The sequence below is a fragment of the Variovorax sp. Varisp85 genome (genome assembly GCF_047304045.1).
In the GTDB taxonomy this organism is placed as follows: domain Bacteria; phylum Pseudomonadota; class Gammaproteobacteria; order Burkholderiales; family Burkholderiaceae_C; genus Variovorax.
Genome location: NZ_JBGLYN010000039.1, coordinates 41,867 through 57,096 on the forward strand (window position 1 = coordinate 41,867; position 15,230 = coordinate 57,096).

The following is a 15,230-nucleotide window of genomic DNA, read 5'->3' on the forward strand; positions in this document are numbered from 1 at the left end:
CCTTTGTCATTCATCGGCAGCCTGTCCGCCCGGCCCCGCGATAATCGGGGGATGGCCCTCATGATCACCGACGAATGCATCAACTGCGATGTCTGCGAGCCCGAGTGCCCGAACGACGCGATCTACATGGGCGCGGAGTTCTACGAGATCGATCCGCACAAGTGCACCGAGTGCGTCGGCCATTTCGACGAGCCGCAGTGCGTGCAGATCTGCCCGGTGGCTTGCATTCCCGTGAATCCCGAGCACGTGGAAAGCCGCGAGACGCTGATGCAGAAATACGAGCGTCTCACGGCGATCAAGGTGACGTCTGTGTCGAGCAGCGCTTAGGCGGCTGGTTTCCGTTTCTTTTTCTTGCGCTCCGAGGCGTCGCCGGCCGCCCTTGAACTCTGGCCGCCGCTGAAATTCAGGCTGGACCTGCGCGGATCGTTGGCTGCCTTGCGTGCGCGATCCCTTTCCCTCTGCTCGGACAGGGCAAGCCGTCTTTCCGCCAGCGCGGCGCTTCTGGCTTCCCGCGCGGCTCGCTGATCGCGGTCGTTGGCCGCCTTTTCCTGGGACAGCCGGGTGCGTTCCAGGTGGTCGGCGTAGGTCTGGGCGCTGCGCGTGCCGGCGTCGGCGGCCTGGCGGTCCTGGTCGCTGCGGTGGTCGTTCACCTTCACCGTCGTGCCGCCTTCACAAGGCTGGTCGGAATAGGTGTTGCCGCATCGCCAGGTTTTTGCGGCGTTTTGGGCGGACGCGCTCATGGAGAAAGCGCATGTTGCTATTAAAAATATAGCAACCCCGAGGCTACCGGCTGTCGTTCTTTTTCTTTTCTTCTTCTGGCTCATTTTTTATTTCTCTCCCTCCTGCACTCCGATGGCCGGCTAGGTGGCGGCAGACGTGCCTCCGTCGCCGGGCTCCCGCCGCGGCGGTTTGGGCCGGGGTGGTTTGCTCGTGTGAATGACGAGGGTCGCCTTTTCCATCTCGCCTGCCACCAGCGCAGGCAGCGCGTGCAGGGTGCGGACGATGGCATCTTCTATCGCTTCACGTTGTTCCTTGAGCGGCTTCTTGAGCACCCAGTTGACGACCTCCGACTTCACGCCAGGGTGTCCGATGCCCAGCCGCAGCCGCCAGTAGTCGCCGGTGCCCAGTTGCGCGTGAATGTCGCGCAGTCCGTTGTGGCCGGCATGGCTGCCGCCGAACTTGAGCTTGACCTGGCCCGGCACCACGTCGAGCTCGTCGTGTGCCACGAGGATTTCCTCAGGCGCGATCTTGAAGAAGCGGGCGAGGGCCGCCACCGACTTGCCCGACAGGTTCATGAAGGTCTGCGGCTCCAGCAGCCAGATGCTCTGGCCGCCGATGTTGGCGCGTGCGGCAAGGCCGTGGTAGCTGCGCTCGGGCACGAGGTTGAGTTTCCATTCGCGCGCGACGGCGTCGATCCACCAGAAGCCGGCGTTGTGCCGCGTGGCTTCGTACTCTGGGCCCGGGTTGCCGAGGCCGACAAACAGCTTGATCATGGTCGTGGATTATCCGATCCGCCAAAAGCAAAAGGCCCGCACGGAGCGGGCCTTCGCAAAGACAGACGCGAGAAGTGGATTACTTCTTGGCGGTCTTGGCAGCCGGGGTCTTGGCGGCGGGAGCGGCCTTGCCACCCTTGCCTGCCGGTGCGGCAGCTGCGTCGGCAGCGACTGCGCCTTCAGCGGGAACGTCGGCTTCTTCAGCAGCCGGCGACACGGCCGAAGCCAGCACCGGGTTGACCTTGCCGTGGCTGACCCACTTCACGCCCTTGGGCAGCTTGATGTCCTTCAGCGTGACCGTGCCGTTCTTCTTCAGGCCCGACAGGTCGACTTCGATGAACTCGGGCAGATCGCTCGGCAGGCAGTTCAGTTCGAGTTCGGTCGTCACGTGGTTGACCAGGTTCAGGTCGATCTTGACGGCTTCGGATTCTTCCTCGCCCTTGAAGTGCACCGGCACCTTCATGGTCATGCGGGTCTTGGCATCGACGCGTTGGAAGTCGATGTGTTGCACCAGCTGGCGGAACGGGTGGTATTGCACGTCGCGCAGCAGAACCTTGCTGACGGCGCCGCCGATTTCCATTTCGAGCACGCTCGCATGGAAGGCTTCCTTCTTCAGGGCGTGCCACAGCGCGTTGTGATCGATCTCGATCAGCTGCGGCTGGGTGTCGCCACCGTAGACGATGCCGGGGGTCTTGCCCGAGATGCGGAGACGGCGGCTCGCACCCGTGCCCTGCTTTGCGCGCTCAAAAGCGACGAATTTCATAACTAGCTCCTGTGAGAGTCCACCGCGACCAGTGCGACTCCGGTTCAAAAAGGCCTCCCGCTAAGGAGGCCCGCTTCATGCCCCGGTCAGAACAGGTTGTCCTGATCCGAGAACAAACTCATCACCGACTCGCCCTTGGCAATGCGCTGGATCGTTTCGGCGATCAGCGGTGCCACGGAGAGCTGGCGGATCTTTCCGCAAGCCATGGCGGCGTCGGAAAGGGGAATGGTGTTGGTCACGACCACTTCGTCGAGGGCCGAGCCCTGCGTGATGCGCTCGATGGCCGGGCCCGAGAAGATCGGGTGCGTGCAATAGGCGTAGACACTCTTGGCGCCGCGCTCCTTCAGCACCTCGGCAGCTTTGACCAGCGTGCCGGCCGTGTCGATCATGTCGTCCATGATCACGCAGTTGCGGCCGTCGATCTCGCCGATCACGTTCATGACTTCGCTGACGTTGGCCTTCGGGCGGCGCTTGTCGATGATGGCGAGGTCGCAGTTCAGCTGCTTGGCCAGCGCACGGGCGCGAACCACGCCGCCGACGTCGGGCGAGACCACGATCAGGTCTTCGTAGTTCTTCGCGCGCAGGTCGCCGAGCAGCACGGGCGAGGCGTAGATGTTGTCGACCGGGATATCGAAGAAGCCCTGGATCTGGTCGGCGTGCAGGTCCATCGTGAGCACGCGCTCGACGCCGACGGTTTCCAGTAGGTTGGCCACCACCTTGGCCGAGATCGGCACGCGGCTCGAGCGCGGGCGGCGGTCCTGGCGGGCATAGCCGAAGTAGGGGATCACGGCGCTGATGCGTTCGGCCGAAGCGCGCTTGAGCGCGTCGACCATGATCAGCAGTTCCATCAGGTTTTCGTTGGTCGGTGCGCAGGTCGACTGCACCACGAACACGTCGCGCGCACGAACGTTCTGGTTGATCTCGACAGTGACTTCCCCATCGGAGAAGCGACCGACGCGTGCGGCGCCCAGCGAGGTGCCGAGGTTGTGCGCGATTTCTGCAGCAAGGCCCGGATTGGCGTTGCCGGTGAAAACCATGAAATCAGGGTGATTAGCCTGCATGAGCGCGTCCCGGCAGTGCGAATTGGCTTAGGAAGCCGCCAAAAGGTTTGTGATGCATGGCGGCCGGTGAGCCGCCGATTATTGCAGCGGGTGGGCTGCAAAAGAAGACTGCGGCCGTTGGGCCGCAGTCGTTGAAGATTTGGCAGGGGAGAAAGGATTCGAACCTTTGCATGCTGGAATCAAAATCCAGTGCCTTAACCAGCTTGGCGACTCCCCTACACGGGTCGATGGTTTTCACCATCAACCGATATATGTCGCATCGAACCGAATGAACGGTCCGATCATCTTCAGGTTGCCCACCCGCACAGCGGATGAACTTCCAGGTTGCTGCATTGACGAACCTGCCAGCCTTCGGGGGCTTCGAGCAGTTCCGCTTCCTGCGGCGCTTGCGGCATCTTCGCGAACACCGAACTTCCGGAGCCGGTCATCCGGGCCTTCAACCCCTGGGCGCCGAGCCATTCGATGGCGTCGGTGACGGCGGGGCAAAGTCGCTGGGCAACCGGCTGCAGGTCGTTGTGGCCGAAGTCGAAAACCGAAGCGCTCAGAACCGAGCTTTCCAGGTTTATCGCTTCAGACAATTCGCTATCTGCAGCAAAGCCCGAGATTATAGCAACAGGTGTGGCGCGTTGAAGATCGGAAGCCGAAAAAATTAATCGGGTATCGAGTCCCTCGGGTGGCTTGACCACCGCGAAACGCGCCGACGGTAGTGTAACCGGTCGGATCTGCTCGCCGATGCCCTCGACCCATGCGTTGTGCCCGCCAAGGAAGAAGGGCACGTCTGCGCCCAGCTTCAGGCCGATGCGGGCCAGCCGTGACAGGGGCAGGTTCAGGCCCCACAGGCGGTTCAGCGCGAGCAGGCAGGTGGCCGCATCCGAAGATCCGCCGCCCATGCCGGCCTGCGCCGGCACGTGCTTGGCCACGCCGATGTGCGCACCCTGGCCGGGCTCGGCAAATGCCTGCAGAGCGCGGGCCGCGCGCAGGATCAGGTCGTCGGCGGGCAGCTCGGTCGTCAGGTCCTCGCGGCTCAGCTGGCCATCGCGCCGCAGTTCGACGTGGAGCATGTCGCACCAGTCGATCAGCATGAAGACCGATTGCAGCAGGTGGTAGCCGTCGTCGCGCTGGCCGGTGATGTGGAGGAAGAGGTTGAGCTTGGCCGGCGCGGGAAGGTCGTGGATCGCCTTCATGACCGCTCGAACACGATGCGCAGGTCGGCCCTGGGACTCGGCGATTCGCGCACGGCCTGCAGCCGCCCGTTGCCGAGTTGCGCAAGATCGGGCTTCCAGCCGGGAACGGGATCGTTGCGGCCCGCGAGCCAGCCGAACAGCGCGCCGACCGGGATGGCGGCGCCGGTGGCGGCCTCGATCAATGCATCGACGGAGTCGAAGCGCCGCGTCTTGCTGCCGTCTTTCAGCAGGGCCTCACCCGGCGCCCAATGCAGTTGCGCCAGCGTGCTGCCGATGGGTGTCGTGAGCGTCAGGTCGCCGGTCTCGGCGGAGCCGCGCAGCTCGAACAGCGCAGCGAAGGTCTGCACCGGCTCGCTGTCGATGCGCAGCGACATGCGGCCGCTCCAGCTGTCCGAGGGTGGGCGGGTTGAAGGGCCGCCCGAAAGCTGGGCGCAGCCCGCCACCGCAAGCAGGGCCACGCCCCCCATCGCCAGAAGGACGCGCCGGCCACTGTCGACCTGCCTGGGGGCGAGCATCATCTACGGCTTCACGCGCAGGCGCTTGAGCGTTTCCTGCAGCGTCTCGTTCTCGGCATCGCTCAGCAGGGCTTCCTTCCAGACCGTGACCGCGCGGTCCTTCTGGCCGGTGCTCCACAGGACTTCGCCGAAATGAGCACCGATTTCGGGATCGGGCCGCGTCTTGTAGGCCGCCTCGAGGATGCGGATCGCCTCGGTCGTGTTGCCGAGCCGGAACTCGACCCAGCCCAGGCTGTCGGCAATGAACGGATCTTCGGGCGCCAGTTGCACCGCCTTCTGGATCAGCGTGCGCGCCTCGTCGAGCCGGATCTTGCGATCGGCGAACGAGTAGCCCAGCGCGTTGTATGCGTTCTGGCTCTCGGGCTTGAGCTCGATAAGCCGGCGCAGCAGGCGTTCCATGTCGTCGAGGCGATTGAGCTTCTCGGCGACCATGGCCTGGTCATAGACGAGGTCGCCGTCGTCCGGCGATTTCGCCGAGGCCTGGGCGAGCATGTCGTAGGCCGCCTGGTACTGCTTCGCGTCGCGCAGCAGCTGCACTTCGGCAAGGAATTTTTGCTTCTTGTCGTCGGGCGTGCGCTCGGGCAGGCCACGGATCATTTCGCGCGCCTGGGGCAGCTTGCCCTGGCGGGCCAGCAGGGCCGCGCGGCGGGTCTGCGCGGCCACCAGCTCGTCGGCCCCATCGACGCGCGCGAGCCAGCGCTCGGCCGCTGTGAAGTCCTTGCGCCGCTCCGCCAGTTGCGACAGCGCAAAGTACGCCTGCGACACCCCTCGCTTGCGGTCGGCAGCGTCGTCGGCGTCCTTGTTGCCGCCGCGGTTGGCCGACAGTTCGATGAAGCGCTTGATCGAGGTCTCGGCCGCGGCATCCTGCCTGGCCTGCATCTGGAGGCTGCCGAGCAGCAGCCATGGCTCCGCAAGTTCCGGTCGCGACGTGGTCAGCACCTGGAGCTGCGCGGCGGAGTCGTTGAAGCGCCGGTTCTCGACCAGCACGCGCGCATAGGCGATGCGCAGGTCGGGCGCGGCCTTCGGGTTGCTGCTCAGGTAGCGCGTGACGATCGGCTCGGCGAGCGGCTGGCCGGGGTCGATCATCTCGAGCGCCAGCGCCGCAGGCGCATCGGAGGCCGGGTCGATCTCCTGGCCCTTGCGCGCAGCCTCCAGGGCGCCGGAGGCATCGCCTGCATTGAGGCGCAGACGGCCGACGGTAGCCCAGGCCAGTCCGCCGCTGGTCGGGCTCTTCAGTTCGTCGACCAGGGCCTGCTCGACCACCGAGGCGGCCAGCTTCTTGTCCGAGGCGCGCGCGTAGTTGCGTGCGATCACGGCCATGAGCAGCGGGCGTTCGACTTGCGAGGTTGCAGCCACTTCGGCGCGCAGCGGCTCGACGGTTTCGCCGATGCGGTTCAGCGCGATCAGGATCTGAAGCTCGATGCGGCGCGCGTCGCGCGAGGTCGGCAGGGCTTCCTGCCAGGCCCGCGCCGCGGCGAGCGCCGCATCGCCCGAGCGCGATTGCAGGGCGATCTCGACCGCACGCTGGAACAGCTTGCCGTCGCGCAGCCGGCGAGCGGCATCGAGCACCAGCGCGTAGCCGGAGCCGGGATCGCCGGAGCGGGCGGTCATCTCGCCCATCAGGATTTCATAGAACAGGTCGGCCGTCAGCGCAGACGGCTGCGGTGCGGGCTCGCTGGCCGCCTTGGCCGCAGTGCCCTTGGGCTTGACTGCGGGCTTCGGCTGAGCCGAGTGTTCGATGGTCAGCACGGGGCTGCCAGGAGTTGCAGGGGCGGAGGATTGTGCGTGAACCGCACAGGCCAGCAAGGCGAGGGACGCGGCCGCCGCAAGGCGGTGTCGGCGGGGCGAAAGATTCATCCGACCATAATAATCGAGGCTCCCGAATGAGCGCCCCCTGGGGCCTCGTTACCGCTGGCGTTTGCCGGAGATTTACTTTCATGCCTGAACTGCCCGAAGTCGAAGTCACCCGCCGCGGCTTTGCCGACCGCATCGCGGGCGCGCGCATCGACGCGGTGCGCATCGGCAAGCCCCTGCGCTGGGCGCTGATGGTGCTGCCCGAGGCGCTGGTCGGGCGGCAGGTGCGCGAGGTGCGGCGGCGCGGCAAATACCTGCTGATCGACCTCGACCGCGGCATCCTGCTGCTGCACCTGGGCATGTCTGGCAGCCTGCGTTTCGATGCGGCGCTGCCGCTGCCCGGGCCGCACGACCATTTCGACCTGGTCACCGACCGGGGCACGCTGCGGCTCAACGATCCGCGCCGCTTCGGCGCGGTGGTCTACGTGGACGACGAGGCCGCCCCGTGGGCCATCAAGCTCCTCGGCGGGCTGGGCATGGAGCCGCTGGGCGACGCCTTCGACCTCGATGCCTTCCATGCCGGCCTCAAGAAGCGCAGGAGCGCCGTCAAGCAGGTGCTGCTGGCGGGCGACGTGGTGGTAGGCGTGGGCAACATCTACGCGTCGGAGGCGCTGTTCCAGGCGGGCATCCGGCCGACGCTGTCGGCCGCGCGCATCAGCCGCCCCCGGGCGGCCCGGCTCCATGCGGCGGTGCGTGAGATCCTGGCCCGGGCGGTGGAGAAGGGCGGCAGCACGCTGCGCGATTTCTCCAATGTGGACGGCCAGAATGGCTATTTCCAGCTCGAAGCGACCGTCTATGGCCGCGCGGGCGAACCCTGTCGGGTTTGCGCAACGCCGATCCGCCTGCTGCGTCAGGGACAGCGCTCTACCTATTACTGCCCCAAGTGCCAGAAGTAAGCGTCACAATCCGACGAGAGAAACAATCTAGAAACGGTTGTTGCCACCTCCCGATGCTATATTTGTAAGTTGTTTCTTACATATTTCCCTTGAGCCGCTCTTTCAACCAACAACTCGATCAGCACGGCGCTTGGCGAAGCAATTTCGCCCACCGGCTGCAGTGGCTGTCCCGCTGGCTGACCGAGAACGAGCTGCTCGACCAGGCGGTGGCGGAGCGCCTGCGCGGCCTCGAGACGCAGATCCGCACCAGCAAGGTCATGGTCGCCTTCGTCGCCGAGTTCTCGCGCGGCAAGTCGGAGCTGATCAACGCCATCTTCTTCGCCGGCTACGGGCGGCGCATCATGCCGGCCAGCGCGGGCCGCACCACGATGTGCCCGACCGAGCTGGGCTACGACGCCGCGCTCGCGCCCAAGCTGCGCCTGCTGCCCATCGAAACCCGCCTGGAGCCGCATTCGTTGGCCCACTGGCGCGAGAAACCCGCGCGGTGGACCGAGATCTCCATCGACGTCGGCGACGCCGAGCAGCTGGCGCAGGCCATGAGCAAGGTGGCCGAGGTGCGCTGGGTCACCAAGGACGAAGCGCGCACGCTGGGTTTCTGGGACGACGACACCCCCGACGACAACCCGGCGCAGGACGCGCAGGGCCGCGTCGAGATCCCGCGCTGGCGCCATGCGGTGCTGAACATGCCGCATCCGCTGCTGGAGCAAGGGCTGGTGATTCTCGACACCCCGGGCCTGAATGCGATCGGCGCCGAACCCGAACTCACGGTGAGCCTGATTCCGCAGGCCCATGCGGTGGTCTTCATCCTGGGTGCTGAAACCGGCGTGACGCGCTCCGATCTCTCGATCTGGCGCGAACACCTGATCACCGAGGACGAAGGCAACGACACGCGCTTCGTGGTGCTCAACAAGATCGACACGATGTGGGATACGCTGAGCCAGCCCGCCCACATCGAGCAGCAGATCGAGCGCCAGCGCGAAGGCGCGGCCCGATTGCTCGAAGTGCCGCTGGCGCAGGTGCTGCCGGTGTCGGCGCAGAAGGGCCTGCAGGCCAAGATCCAGCACGACGGCCAGTTGCTGGAGGCCAGCCGTCTGCCGGCGCTCGAATCCCTGCTGGCCGAAGGCGTGCTCGGCAAGCGTGAAACCATGCTGCGGCTGGCGGTCGACGCGGGCATGACCGCGCTGCGCGCCGAGGCCGAGCGCATCCTGAAGGTGCGCCAGCGCGACCTGTCCGAGCAGGCGCTCGAACTGCAGGGGCTGCGCGGCAAGAACGTCTCGGTGATCCGCCACATGCGCGCGCGCATCGACCAGGAGCACACCGAGTTCGAAGGAAGCAACACGCGCATCCTGGCGCTGCGATCGGTGCAGGGCAAGCTGCTGCGCGAGGTATATGCCGTGCTCGGCCGTACCGCGCTGAAGGCCGACATGGTGCGGCTGTCGGCCGCGCTCAAGCGCCCCGGTGTCAAGTTCAACGTGCGCAAGGTGTACGCCGAGACCTTCGACTCGCTGCGCAACAACCTGCGCGAAGTGCAGGCGACCACGGCGGAGATCCAGTCGATGCTGCACGCCACCTTCCGCCAGCTCAATGCCGAGCAGGGCTTCACCCTGCAGGCGCCGGCCGAGCCCGATCTCACGGGCTTCGAACAGGAGCTGGGCCAGATCGAGCGCAGCCACATCCACTACCTGGGCGTGGGCAACCTGCTGAAGCTCGCGCAGGCCGACTTCTGCGACAAGCTGGTGCGTGCGCTGGCCAGCCGGCTGCGGCTCGTCAACGAAGCGGCCATGACCGAGGTCGAGCGCTGGAGCAAGGGTGCGAGCGCGCAGATCGACGCGCAGCTCAAGGAGCGCCGCCGCAATTTCAGCAAGCGCATCGAGGCGATCGAGCGCATCCAGAGCGCGGCGGGCAACCTCGACGAGCGGCTGGTCGAGCTTGCCTCTCAGGAGAGCAACCTCACCGAGCTTCATGTGCAGCTGCGCGAGTTCACATCGATGATCGCGCAGCACGGAAGGCCGCAGGCCGCGGCCACTGTCGGCGAGCTGCGTGCGGCCTGAAGTTTCCGTCTCCACGGCGGCTGCAACCCTGCCATTGCCCCCCGATTTCGCCTCGCAGATCGTGAGCTGGCAGCGCAGCCACGGGCGCAGCCAGCTGCCGTGGCAGAACACCCGCGACCCGTACCGCGTCTGGCTGTCGGAGGTGATGCTCCAGCAGACGCAGGTGTCGACGGTGCTCGGCTACTTCGCGCGCTTTCTCGAACGATTTCCCGACGTGAAGGCGCTGGCCGCCGGCACCGAGGACGAGGTGTTCGGGCTCTGGAGCGGGCTGGGCTACTACAGCCGGGCGCGCAACATGCACCGTTGTGCGCAGGATGTTGTCGCGCGCTTCGGCGGCGAGTTTCCGCGCACCGCCGCCGAGCTCGTCACCTTGCCCGGCATCGGCCGCTCGACCTCCGCGGCCATTGCGGCGTTCTGCTTCGGCGAGCGCGTGGCGATCCTCGACGGCAACGTCAAGCGCGTGCTGACGCGCGTGCTCGGTTTCGCGGGCGACATGTCTTCGGCGGCGCAGGAGCGTGCGCTGTGGGACCTCGCGACGCAATTGCTTCCTCCGGCCGACCAGAAAGAAGCCATCGCGCACTACACCCAGGGCGTGATGGACCTGGGTGCCACGGTCTGCCTGCCGCGCAAGCCGAGCTGCATGATCTGCCCGGTCAACAAGACCTGCGCGGCCCTGCGGGAAGGCGCGACGGAGCGATATCCCGTCAAGACGCGCAAGCTCAAGCGCAGCGCCCAGTCGCTCTGGGTACTGCTGGCGCGCGATGCGCACGGCCGCGTGTGGCTGGAGAAGCGGCCGTCGAAGGGCATCTGGGCGGGGCTTTATTGCCTGCCCGTGTTCGACAGCCGCGAAGACCTTCTGGCCGTGCTGCCGACGACTGCGCAGCGCGGCCTGCAGGACCTGCCGGCCTTCGTGCATGTGCTGACCCACAAGGACCTTCACCTGCACCCGTTGAAGCTTCAGGGCGGCCAGCCGCAAGGCGAGGGTGCGCGCTGGGTCGATGCGGACGAGTGGGGCCGGCTGGGCCTGCCGGCGCCGATGCGCAAGCTGCTCGAGGGCAGCGAGGCTTAGGCAGTCAGACCGCGTCGAGCTCGCGGTGCCGCTTGAGCGCACCCCAGCGCGCACCGAACGAGCGCGCCAGCTGCTCGACCAGGAACACCGAACGATGCTGCCCGCCCGTGCAGCCGATGGCCACAGTCACGTAGCTGCGATGGTCGCGCGCCAGCGCATCGAGCCAGTGCGCAAGGAACTGCTCGATGTCGTCATACATGCGTGCCACGTCGTCGTGCTCGCGCAGCCATTCGATCACCGGCTCGTCGCGGCCTGTGAGCGGGCGCAGCGCGGGCACGTAGTGCGGATTGGGCAGCATGCGCACGTCGAACACGTAATCGGCATCGAGCGGTACGCCGCGCTTGAAGGCGAATGACTCGAACACCAGCGTCAGCGCGCTCTGGGGCGCGGAGATCAATGACTTGATGTAGCTCTGCAGCTGCGCAGGCCGGATCAGGCTGGTGTCGATCACGTCGGCGCCGTCGCGCAGGTCGGCCAGCAGCTCGCGTTCGAGCTCGATCGCCTGCATCAGCACGCGATGCTGCTCGGGCACGTCTGTGCGACCCTCCTGGCGCGAGAGCGGGTGGCGGCGGCGGGTTTCCGAATAGCGGCGCAGCAGGGCGTCGGTGGTTGCGTCGAGGAACAGCGAACGCAGCGAGATCTCGCCGTCGCGCTGCAGCGCGTCGAGCTGATGCGGAACGATCGGCAGCGAGACGCCGCTGCGCACGTCCATGGCGATGGCCACCCGCGTGGCCTGCTGCTCATGCTGCAGCGCGACGAACGGGGTCAGCAGCTCGGGCGGCAGGTTGTCGACGCAGTAGTAGCCAGCGTCTTCCAGCGCGTGCAGGGCCACCGACTTGCCGGAGCCCGACATGCCCGTGATGAGCACGAGGTCGAGGCTCATGGCGCGGTCGCCGGAGTCTTGTGACCGAGCAGCTCGCGTGCATGCGCGAGCGAGGTCTGCGAGACCTTCTCGCCGCCCAGCATGCGGGCGATTTCCCTGGCGCGGTGATCGTCGTCGAGGCGCGATACACCGCTTTCGGTGCGCGGGCCGTCCTTGCCCGCCGCCGCCGTCTGGCGCTTGGCCACCACGAGGTGATGGTCGGCGCAGGCGGCCACCTGGGGCAGGTGGGTCACGGCGAGCACCTGGCGGTCGCGGCCGAGCTGCTTCATGAGCCGCCCGACCGTCTCGGCCACGGCCCCGCCGACGCCGGCATCGACCTCGTCGAAGATCAGCGTCTGCGCGGCGCCGAGCTGGCTGGTCGTGACGGCGATGGCCAGCGCAATGCGCGACAGTTCGCCGCCCGAGGCCACCTTGCCGATGGCCCGGGGCGTGCTGCCGGTGTGGCCGGCAACGAGGAAGGCCACGTCTTCGAGGCCGGCGCGGCTGGGCTGTGCCAGCGGCTGCAGTTCGACGTCGAAGCGTCCGCCCTGCATGCCGAGGCCCTGCATGGCGTCGGTGACGGCCTGGGCGAGGCGGGGGGCGGCCTGCTTGCGGGCCTTGCCCAGCGCCTTGGCTTCTTTCATGTAGGCCTGTTGCGCGCCTTGCTCGGCACGCTCCAGGCCTTCGAGATCGCTTTGCGCATCGAGCGCCTGCAGTTCGGCCTGCCAGCCGGCCAGCAGCGCCGGCAGTTCGGCGGGTGTGCGCTTGTAGCGGCGCGCAAGCGACATCCACAGGCCCATGCGTTCATCCAGCTCGGCCAGGCTCTGCGGATCGGTGTCGGTGTCGGCGTCGCGCAGGTAGCCGTGCAGCGTGTGGGCCGCGTCGGAAGCCTGCGCCACGCAGGAGGCGAGCACCTCGCCCAGCGCGCGGAACTCGGGCTCGATGTGCTCGCAGTTCTGCAGCAGCGTGGCCGCCCGCGAGAGCGCGGAGAGGGCGCCGCTGTCGTCGTCTTCCAGCGCCTGGCTGGCGCCCTGGGCTGCGTCGATCAGCGCTTGCGCGTTGGAGATGCGCGAGTGGTTGGTCGACAGCTCTTCCCATTCGTCGGCGCCCGGCGCGAGCTTGGCGACTTCGGAGATCTGCCACTGCAGCCGTTCGCGTTCGCGCTGCAGCGAGTCTTGCGCCGAGCGCGCATGTTCGAGCGCCGAAAGTGCCTGCCGCCAGCCCTGCCATGCGGCGTCGAGCGCGTCGGTGCGCACGCCCGCGTAGGCGTCGAGCAGGCCGCGCACGGCTTCGGGCCGCGTCAGGCTCTGCCAGGCGTGCTGGCCGTGGATGTCGAGCAGACGGTCGCCGAGTTCGCGCAATTGCGTGGCCGTGGCCGGGCTGCCGTTGATCCAGCCGCGGCTGCGGCCCTGCAGGTCGACGGTGCGGCGCAGCAGCAGCGCGTCGCCGGCCTCGAAGCCGCCCTCGTCGAGCCACGTGTCCAGGGCCGGGTCGGCGTCGAATTCGGCGCTCACGTCGAGCCGCTCGGCGCCTTCGCGCACGGCGCCCGCGTCGGCGCGGTTGCCCAGAGCCAGCTGCAGTGCGTCGATCAGGATGGATTTGCCCGCGCCGGTCTCACCGGTCAATACCGTGAAGCCGCCGGACAGGTCGAGTTCGAGTGATCGCACGATCACGAAGTCGCGCAGTGCGATGCGTCGCAGCGCCATTTCAGGAGCCCCCTTCGTTCCAATGAAGTTTCTTGCGCAGCGTGTCGAAATAGCTCCAGCCGCGCGGGTGCAGGAAGCGCACCCGGAAGTCGGAGCGGCGCACCACCACGCGGTCGCCGATCGCGAGCGAGGCCAGCGACTGCATGTCGAAATTGGCGCTGGCGTCGCGCCCGCCCACCAGCTCGATCACGATCTCGTCGGCATCAGGCAGCAGCACGGGGCGGTTCGATAGGGTGTGCGGCGCGATCGGCACCAGCACCCAGCCCGGCACCGCCGGATGCAGCAGCGGCCCCCCTGCCGACAGCGCATAGGCGGTCGAGCCCGTGGGCGTGGCGATGATCAGGCCGTCGGCGCGCTGGTTGGCCACGAAATGGCGGCCCACCGACACGCGCAGCTCGACCATGCCGGAGGTGGCGCCGCGGTTCACGACCACGTCGTTCATCGCGAGCGCGTCGAACACCGAGGCGCCGTCGCGCACGACCTGTGCATGCATCAGGCTGCGGTGGTCCTCCTCGTACTCGCCGGCCAGCATCGGGATCAGCGTGGCCTGGTAGTTGTCGAGCGGGATGTCGGTGATGAAGCCGAGCCGGCCGCGGTTGATGCCGATCAGCGGAATGCCGTAGCTGGCGAGCTGCCGGCCGATGCCGAGCATGGTGCCGTCGCCGCCGACCACCAGGCCGAGGTCGCAGCGCTGGCCGATTTCCTCGACGCTCAGGGCTTCGTAGCGCGGATGGGCGGGGGCGCCGTCATCGTCGTCTTCGCAGGTCGAGCGCTCGACGAACACCGTGCAGCCTTGCGATTCGAGGAAGGTGCCGATGCCTTCCATGACGCCGTCGCGCGCATCCGCCTGCGCTCGGGCGCCGGAAGCCTGGTATTTGCCGATCAGGGCGACGTGACGAAAGCGAGAGGTCATATCTCACAAATTACAACATCAAAACCTTGCCCATTCGCTTGACCATGCGGGTTTTGCACGCGCTGTCCCGTTCGGATTCGAGTGCGGCCACCACGATCCACTCCTGCGCGTTTTTTCCGAGTTCTTCGGCCAGCGCTCCAGCTACGGCGGGGCTCAGGTGCTCGCGGTACTTTGCGGTGTACAGGGCCTGCTTCGACAAGCCAAGTTTCGCGGCCCATGCGGAGAGGTCTTGGACCTGTTCGGCGGCGGCTAGCAGATTCATGGTGTTTTGCATAGTCGTAGATTAATCGTGTTGTATATCGGTTACTCAACCTGTTTAAGCATATCCGGCCCTTGTTAAACAGGGTGATTAATGGATAGGCTCCGCTAAGTTAATCAATGTGATTAACGTAACTAGGAGCCTACATGATCCGCATCTCGGTAACGTCAACCGATGTCCGCAACCAAAGCGGCAACGCAAAAGCCACCGGCAAGGCCTACAGCCTGAACTTTCAGACCGTGTGGCTGCACCTCGCAGACCGTCAGGGCAATCCTGACCCGTATCCCACCAAGACCGAGATCATTCTCGAAAAGGACAAGGACGGCGCTGCGCTGTTCCACCCGGTGGGCGACTACACGCTGGCCCCGAACAGCCTCTACGTGGACCGCACCGGCAACCTTGCGATTTCGCCGCGCCTCGTGCCCCTCAAGCCCGCCCCGAAGTCGTCGCAGGGCTAAGCCATGGCCGTCACGCCTGACGCGCTGCATGCCGCTCGGCTTGCTCTCCTGTCCGCTGCTGTCGAAGCGGCGTTCAGGGCGGCAGTCGAGGACGGCTATGACGGCCTGAGCATCGAAGCGACCGTAGACGATGGTGTGACCGCCAT

At 66.7% G+C, this 15,230-nt stretch carries 16 protein-coding genes and 1 tRNA gene; 5 read left to right on the plus strand and 12 right to left on the minus strand.

The annotated features are described in order from the left end of the window. The first annotated feature begins 51 nt into the window (after positions 1-51). Positions 52-327: a YfhL family 4Fe-4S dicluster ferredoxin gene (locus ACCC97_RS16785; RefSeq protein WP_056595128.1), complete on the plus strand. Its 276-nt coding sequence runs from the start codon at positions 52-54 to the stop codon at positions 325-327. Here ACCC97_RS16785 and ACCC97_RS16790 read toward each other — a convergent pair. The 8 genes from ACCC97_RS16790 to ACCC97_RS16825 all read right to left on the minus strand — a co-directional run bounded on the left by ACCC97_RS16790 (position 324) and on the right by ACCC97_RS16825 (position 6,873). Further along, a complete protein-coding gene (locus ACCC97_RS16790) occupies positions 324-824 on the minus strand; it encodes a hypothetical protein (protein ID WP_413333965.1) in 501 nt (166 codons plus the stop codon). The genes ACCC97_RS16785 and ACCC97_RS16790 overlap by 4 nt on opposite strands. A gap of 36 nt (positions 825-860) precedes the next feature. Further along, positions 861-1,493, minus strand: a complete 633-nt coding sequence (gene pth, locus ACCC97_RS16795; RefSeq protein ID WP_413333966.1) for an aminoacyl-tRNA hydrolase — start codon at positions 1,491-1,493, stop codon at positions 861-863. A 79-nt stretch (positions 1,494-1,572) separates the two neighbouring features. Next, on the minus strand, positions 1,573-2,256 hold the full coding sequence (locus ACCC97_RS16800; RefSeq protein ID WP_007834380.1) for a 50S ribosomal protein L25/general stress protein Ctc: 684 nt from the start codon (positions 2,254-2,256) through the stop codon (positions 1,573-1,575). Between the two features lie 86 nt (positions 2,257-2,342). Further along, positions 2,343-3,317 (minus strand): ribose-phosphate pyrophosphokinase, encoded by a 975-nt coding sequence (locus ACCC97_RS16805; RefSeq protein WP_007834379.1) that lies wholly within the window; start codon positions 3,315-3,317, stop codon positions 2,343-2,345. 140 nt (positions 3,318-3,457) lie between these two features. After that, positions 3,458-3,534, minus strand: a tRNA-Gln gene (locus tag ACCC97_RS16810). A 70-nt stretch (positions 3,535-3,604) separates the two neighbouring features. Beyond that, positions 3,605-4,501 (minus strand): 4-(cytidine 5'-diphospho)-2-C-methyl-D-erythritol kinase, encoded by an 897-nt coding sequence (gene ispE, locus ACCC97_RS16815; RefSeq protein ID WP_413333969.1) that lies wholly within the window; start codon positions 4,499-4,501, stop codon positions 3,605-3,607. After that, positions 4,498-5,019 (minus strand): lipoprotein insertase outer membrane protein LolB, encoded by a 522-nt coding sequence (locus ACCC97_RS16820; RefSeq protein ID WP_042673531.1) that lies wholly within the window; start codon positions 5,017-5,019, stop codon positions 4,498-4,500. Before ACCC97_RS16820 ends, ispE begins: the two co-directional genes overlap by 4 nt. Further along, positions 5,020-6,873, minus strand: coding sequence for a tetratricopeptide repeat protein (locus ACCC97_RS16825; RefSeq protein ID WP_413333971.1), 1,854 nt, complete (start codon positions 6,871-6,873; stop codon positions 5,020-5,022). A gap of 80 nt (positions 6,874-6,953) precedes the next feature. Between ACCC97_RS16825 and mutM the strand changes: the two genes are divergently transcribed. The 3 genes from mutM to mutY all read left to right on the plus strand — a co-directional run bounded on the left by mutM (position 6,954) and on the right by mutY (position 10,886). Continuing rightward, positions 6,954-7,766 (plus strand): bifunctional DNA-formamidopyrimidine glycosylase/DNA-(apurinic or apyrimidinic site) lyase, encoded by an 813-nt coding sequence (mutM, locus tag ACCC97_RS16830; RefSeq protein WP_413314416.1) that lies wholly within the window; start codon positions 6,954-6,956, stop codon positions 7,764-7,766. Between the two features lie 89 nt (positions 7,767-7,855). Next, positions 7,856-9,817, plus strand: a complete 1,962-nt coding sequence (locus ACCC97_RS16835; RefSeq protein ID WP_007834369.1) for a dynamin family protein — start codon at positions 7,856-7,858, stop codon at positions 9,815-9,817. 34 nt (positions 9,818-9,851) lie between these two features. Further along, the gene (gene mutY, locus ACCC97_RS16840) at positions 9,852-10,886 is read left to right on the plus strand and encodes an A/G-specific adenine glycosylase (protein WP_413333974.1); all 1,035 of its coding nucleotides are present in this window, start codon (positions 9,852-9,854) and stop codon (positions 10,884-10,886) included. Between the two features lie 4 nt (positions 10,887-10,890). On the opposite strand, the gene rapZ is transcribed toward mutY, so the two are convergent. Genes rapZ through ACCC97_RS16860 form a run of 4 tightly spaced genes read right to left on the minus strand, consistent with a single transcriptional unit; the run spans position 10,891 to position 14,629 of the window. Then, positions 10,891-11,769 (minus strand): RNase adapter RapZ, encoded by an 879-nt coding sequence (gene rapZ / locus ACCC97_RS16845; RefSeq protein ID WP_007834365.1) that lies wholly within the window; start codon positions 11,767-11,769, stop codon positions 10,891-10,893. Next, positions 11,766-13,454 carry a DNA repair protein RecN gene (gene recN, locus ACCC97_RS16850; RefSeq protein ID WP_413333976.1) on the minus strand — a complete coding sequence of 563 codons (1,689 nt, stop codon included), beginning with the start codon at positions 13,452-13,454 and terminating at the stop codon, positions 11,766-11,768. Before recN ends, rapZ begins: the two co-directional genes overlap by 4 nt. A gap of 1 nt (position 13,455) precedes the next feature. Beyond that, complete coding sequence (locus ACCC97_RS16855) at positions 13,456-14,367, minus strand: NAD kinase (protein ID WP_007834361.1); 912 nt, start codon at positions 14,365-14,367, stop codon at positions 13,456-13,458. A gap of 10 nt (positions 14,368-14,377) precedes the next feature. Beyond that, positions 14,378-14,629 (minus strand): hypothetical protein, encoded by a 252-nt coding sequence (locus tag ACCC97_RS16860; RefSeq protein WP_413333978.1) that lies wholly within the window; start codon positions 14,627-14,629, stop codon positions 14,378-14,380. Between the two features lie 143 nt (positions 14,630-14,772). Here ACCC97_RS16860 and ACCC97_RS16865 point away from each other — a divergent pair, with 143 nt between their 5' ends. Further along, positions 14,773-15,084: a single-stranded DNA-binding protein gene (locus ACCC97_RS16865; RefSeq protein ID WP_413333980.1), complete on the plus strand. Its 312-nt coding sequence runs from the start codon at positions 14,773-14,775 to the stop codon at positions 15,082-15,084. The last annotated feature ends 146 nt before the right edge of the window (positions 15,085-15,230 follow it).

Excerpts from the sequence above, each read along its gene's own strand:
- ACCC97_RS16785 (WP_056595128.1), top strand. The coding sequence starts at position 52 with ATGGCCCTCATGATCACCGACGAATGCATCAACTGCGATGTCTGCGAG.
- ACCC97_RS16790 (WP_413333965.1), bottom strand. The coding sequence starts at position 824 with ATGAGCCAGAAGAAGAAAAGAAAAAGAACGACAGCCGGTAGCCTCGGG.
- pth (WP_413333966.1), bottom strand. The coding sequence starts at position 1,493 with ATGATCAAGCTGTTTGTCGGCCTCGGCAACCCGGGCCCAGAGTACGAA.
- ACCC97_RS16800 (WP_007834380.1), bottom strand. The coding sequence starts at position 2,256 with ATGAAATTCGTCGCTTTTGAGCGCGCAAAGCAGGGCACGGGTGCGAGC.
- ACCC97_RS16805 (WP_007834379.1), bottom strand. The coding sequence starts at position 3,317 with ATGCAGGCTAATCACCCTGATTTCATGGTTTTCACCGGCAACGCCAAT.
- ispE (WP_413333969.1), bottom strand. The coding sequence starts at position 4,501 with ATGAAGGCGATCCACGACCTTCCCGCGCCGGCCAAGCTCAACCTCTTC.
- ACCC97_RS16820 (WP_042673531.1), bottom strand. The coding sequence starts at position 5,019 with ATGATGCTCGCCCCCAGGCAGGTCGACAGTGGCCGGCGCGTCCTTCTG.
- ACCC97_RS16825 (WP_413333971.1), bottom strand. The coding sequence starts at position 6,873 with ATGAATCTTTCGCCCCGCCGACACCGCCTTGCGGCGGCCGCGTCCCTC.
- mutM (WP_413314416.1), top strand. The coding sequence starts at position 6,954 with ATGCCTGAACTGCCCGAAGTCGAAGTCACCCGCCGCGGCTTTGCCGAC.
- rapZ (WP_007834365.1), bottom strand. The coding sequence starts at position 11,769 with ATGAGCCTCGACCTCGTGCTCATCACGGGCATGTCGGGCTCCGGCAAG.
- recN (WP_413333976.1), bottom strand. The coding sequence starts at position 13,454 with ATGGCGCTGCGACGCATCGCACTGCGCGACTTCGTGATCGTGCGATCA.
- ACCC97_RS16855 (WP_007834361.1), bottom strand. The coding sequence starts at position 14,367 with ATGACCTCTCGCTTTCGTCACGTCGCCCTGATCGGCAAATACCAGGCT.
- ACCC97_RS16860 (WP_413333978.1), bottom strand. The coding sequence starts at position 14,629 with ATGAATCTGCTAGCCGCCGCCGAACAGGTCCAAGACCTCTCCGCATGG.
- ACCC97_RS16865 (WP_413333980.1), top strand. The coding sequence starts at position 14,773 with ATGATCCGCATCTCGGTAACGTCAACCGATGTCCGCAACCAAAGCGGC.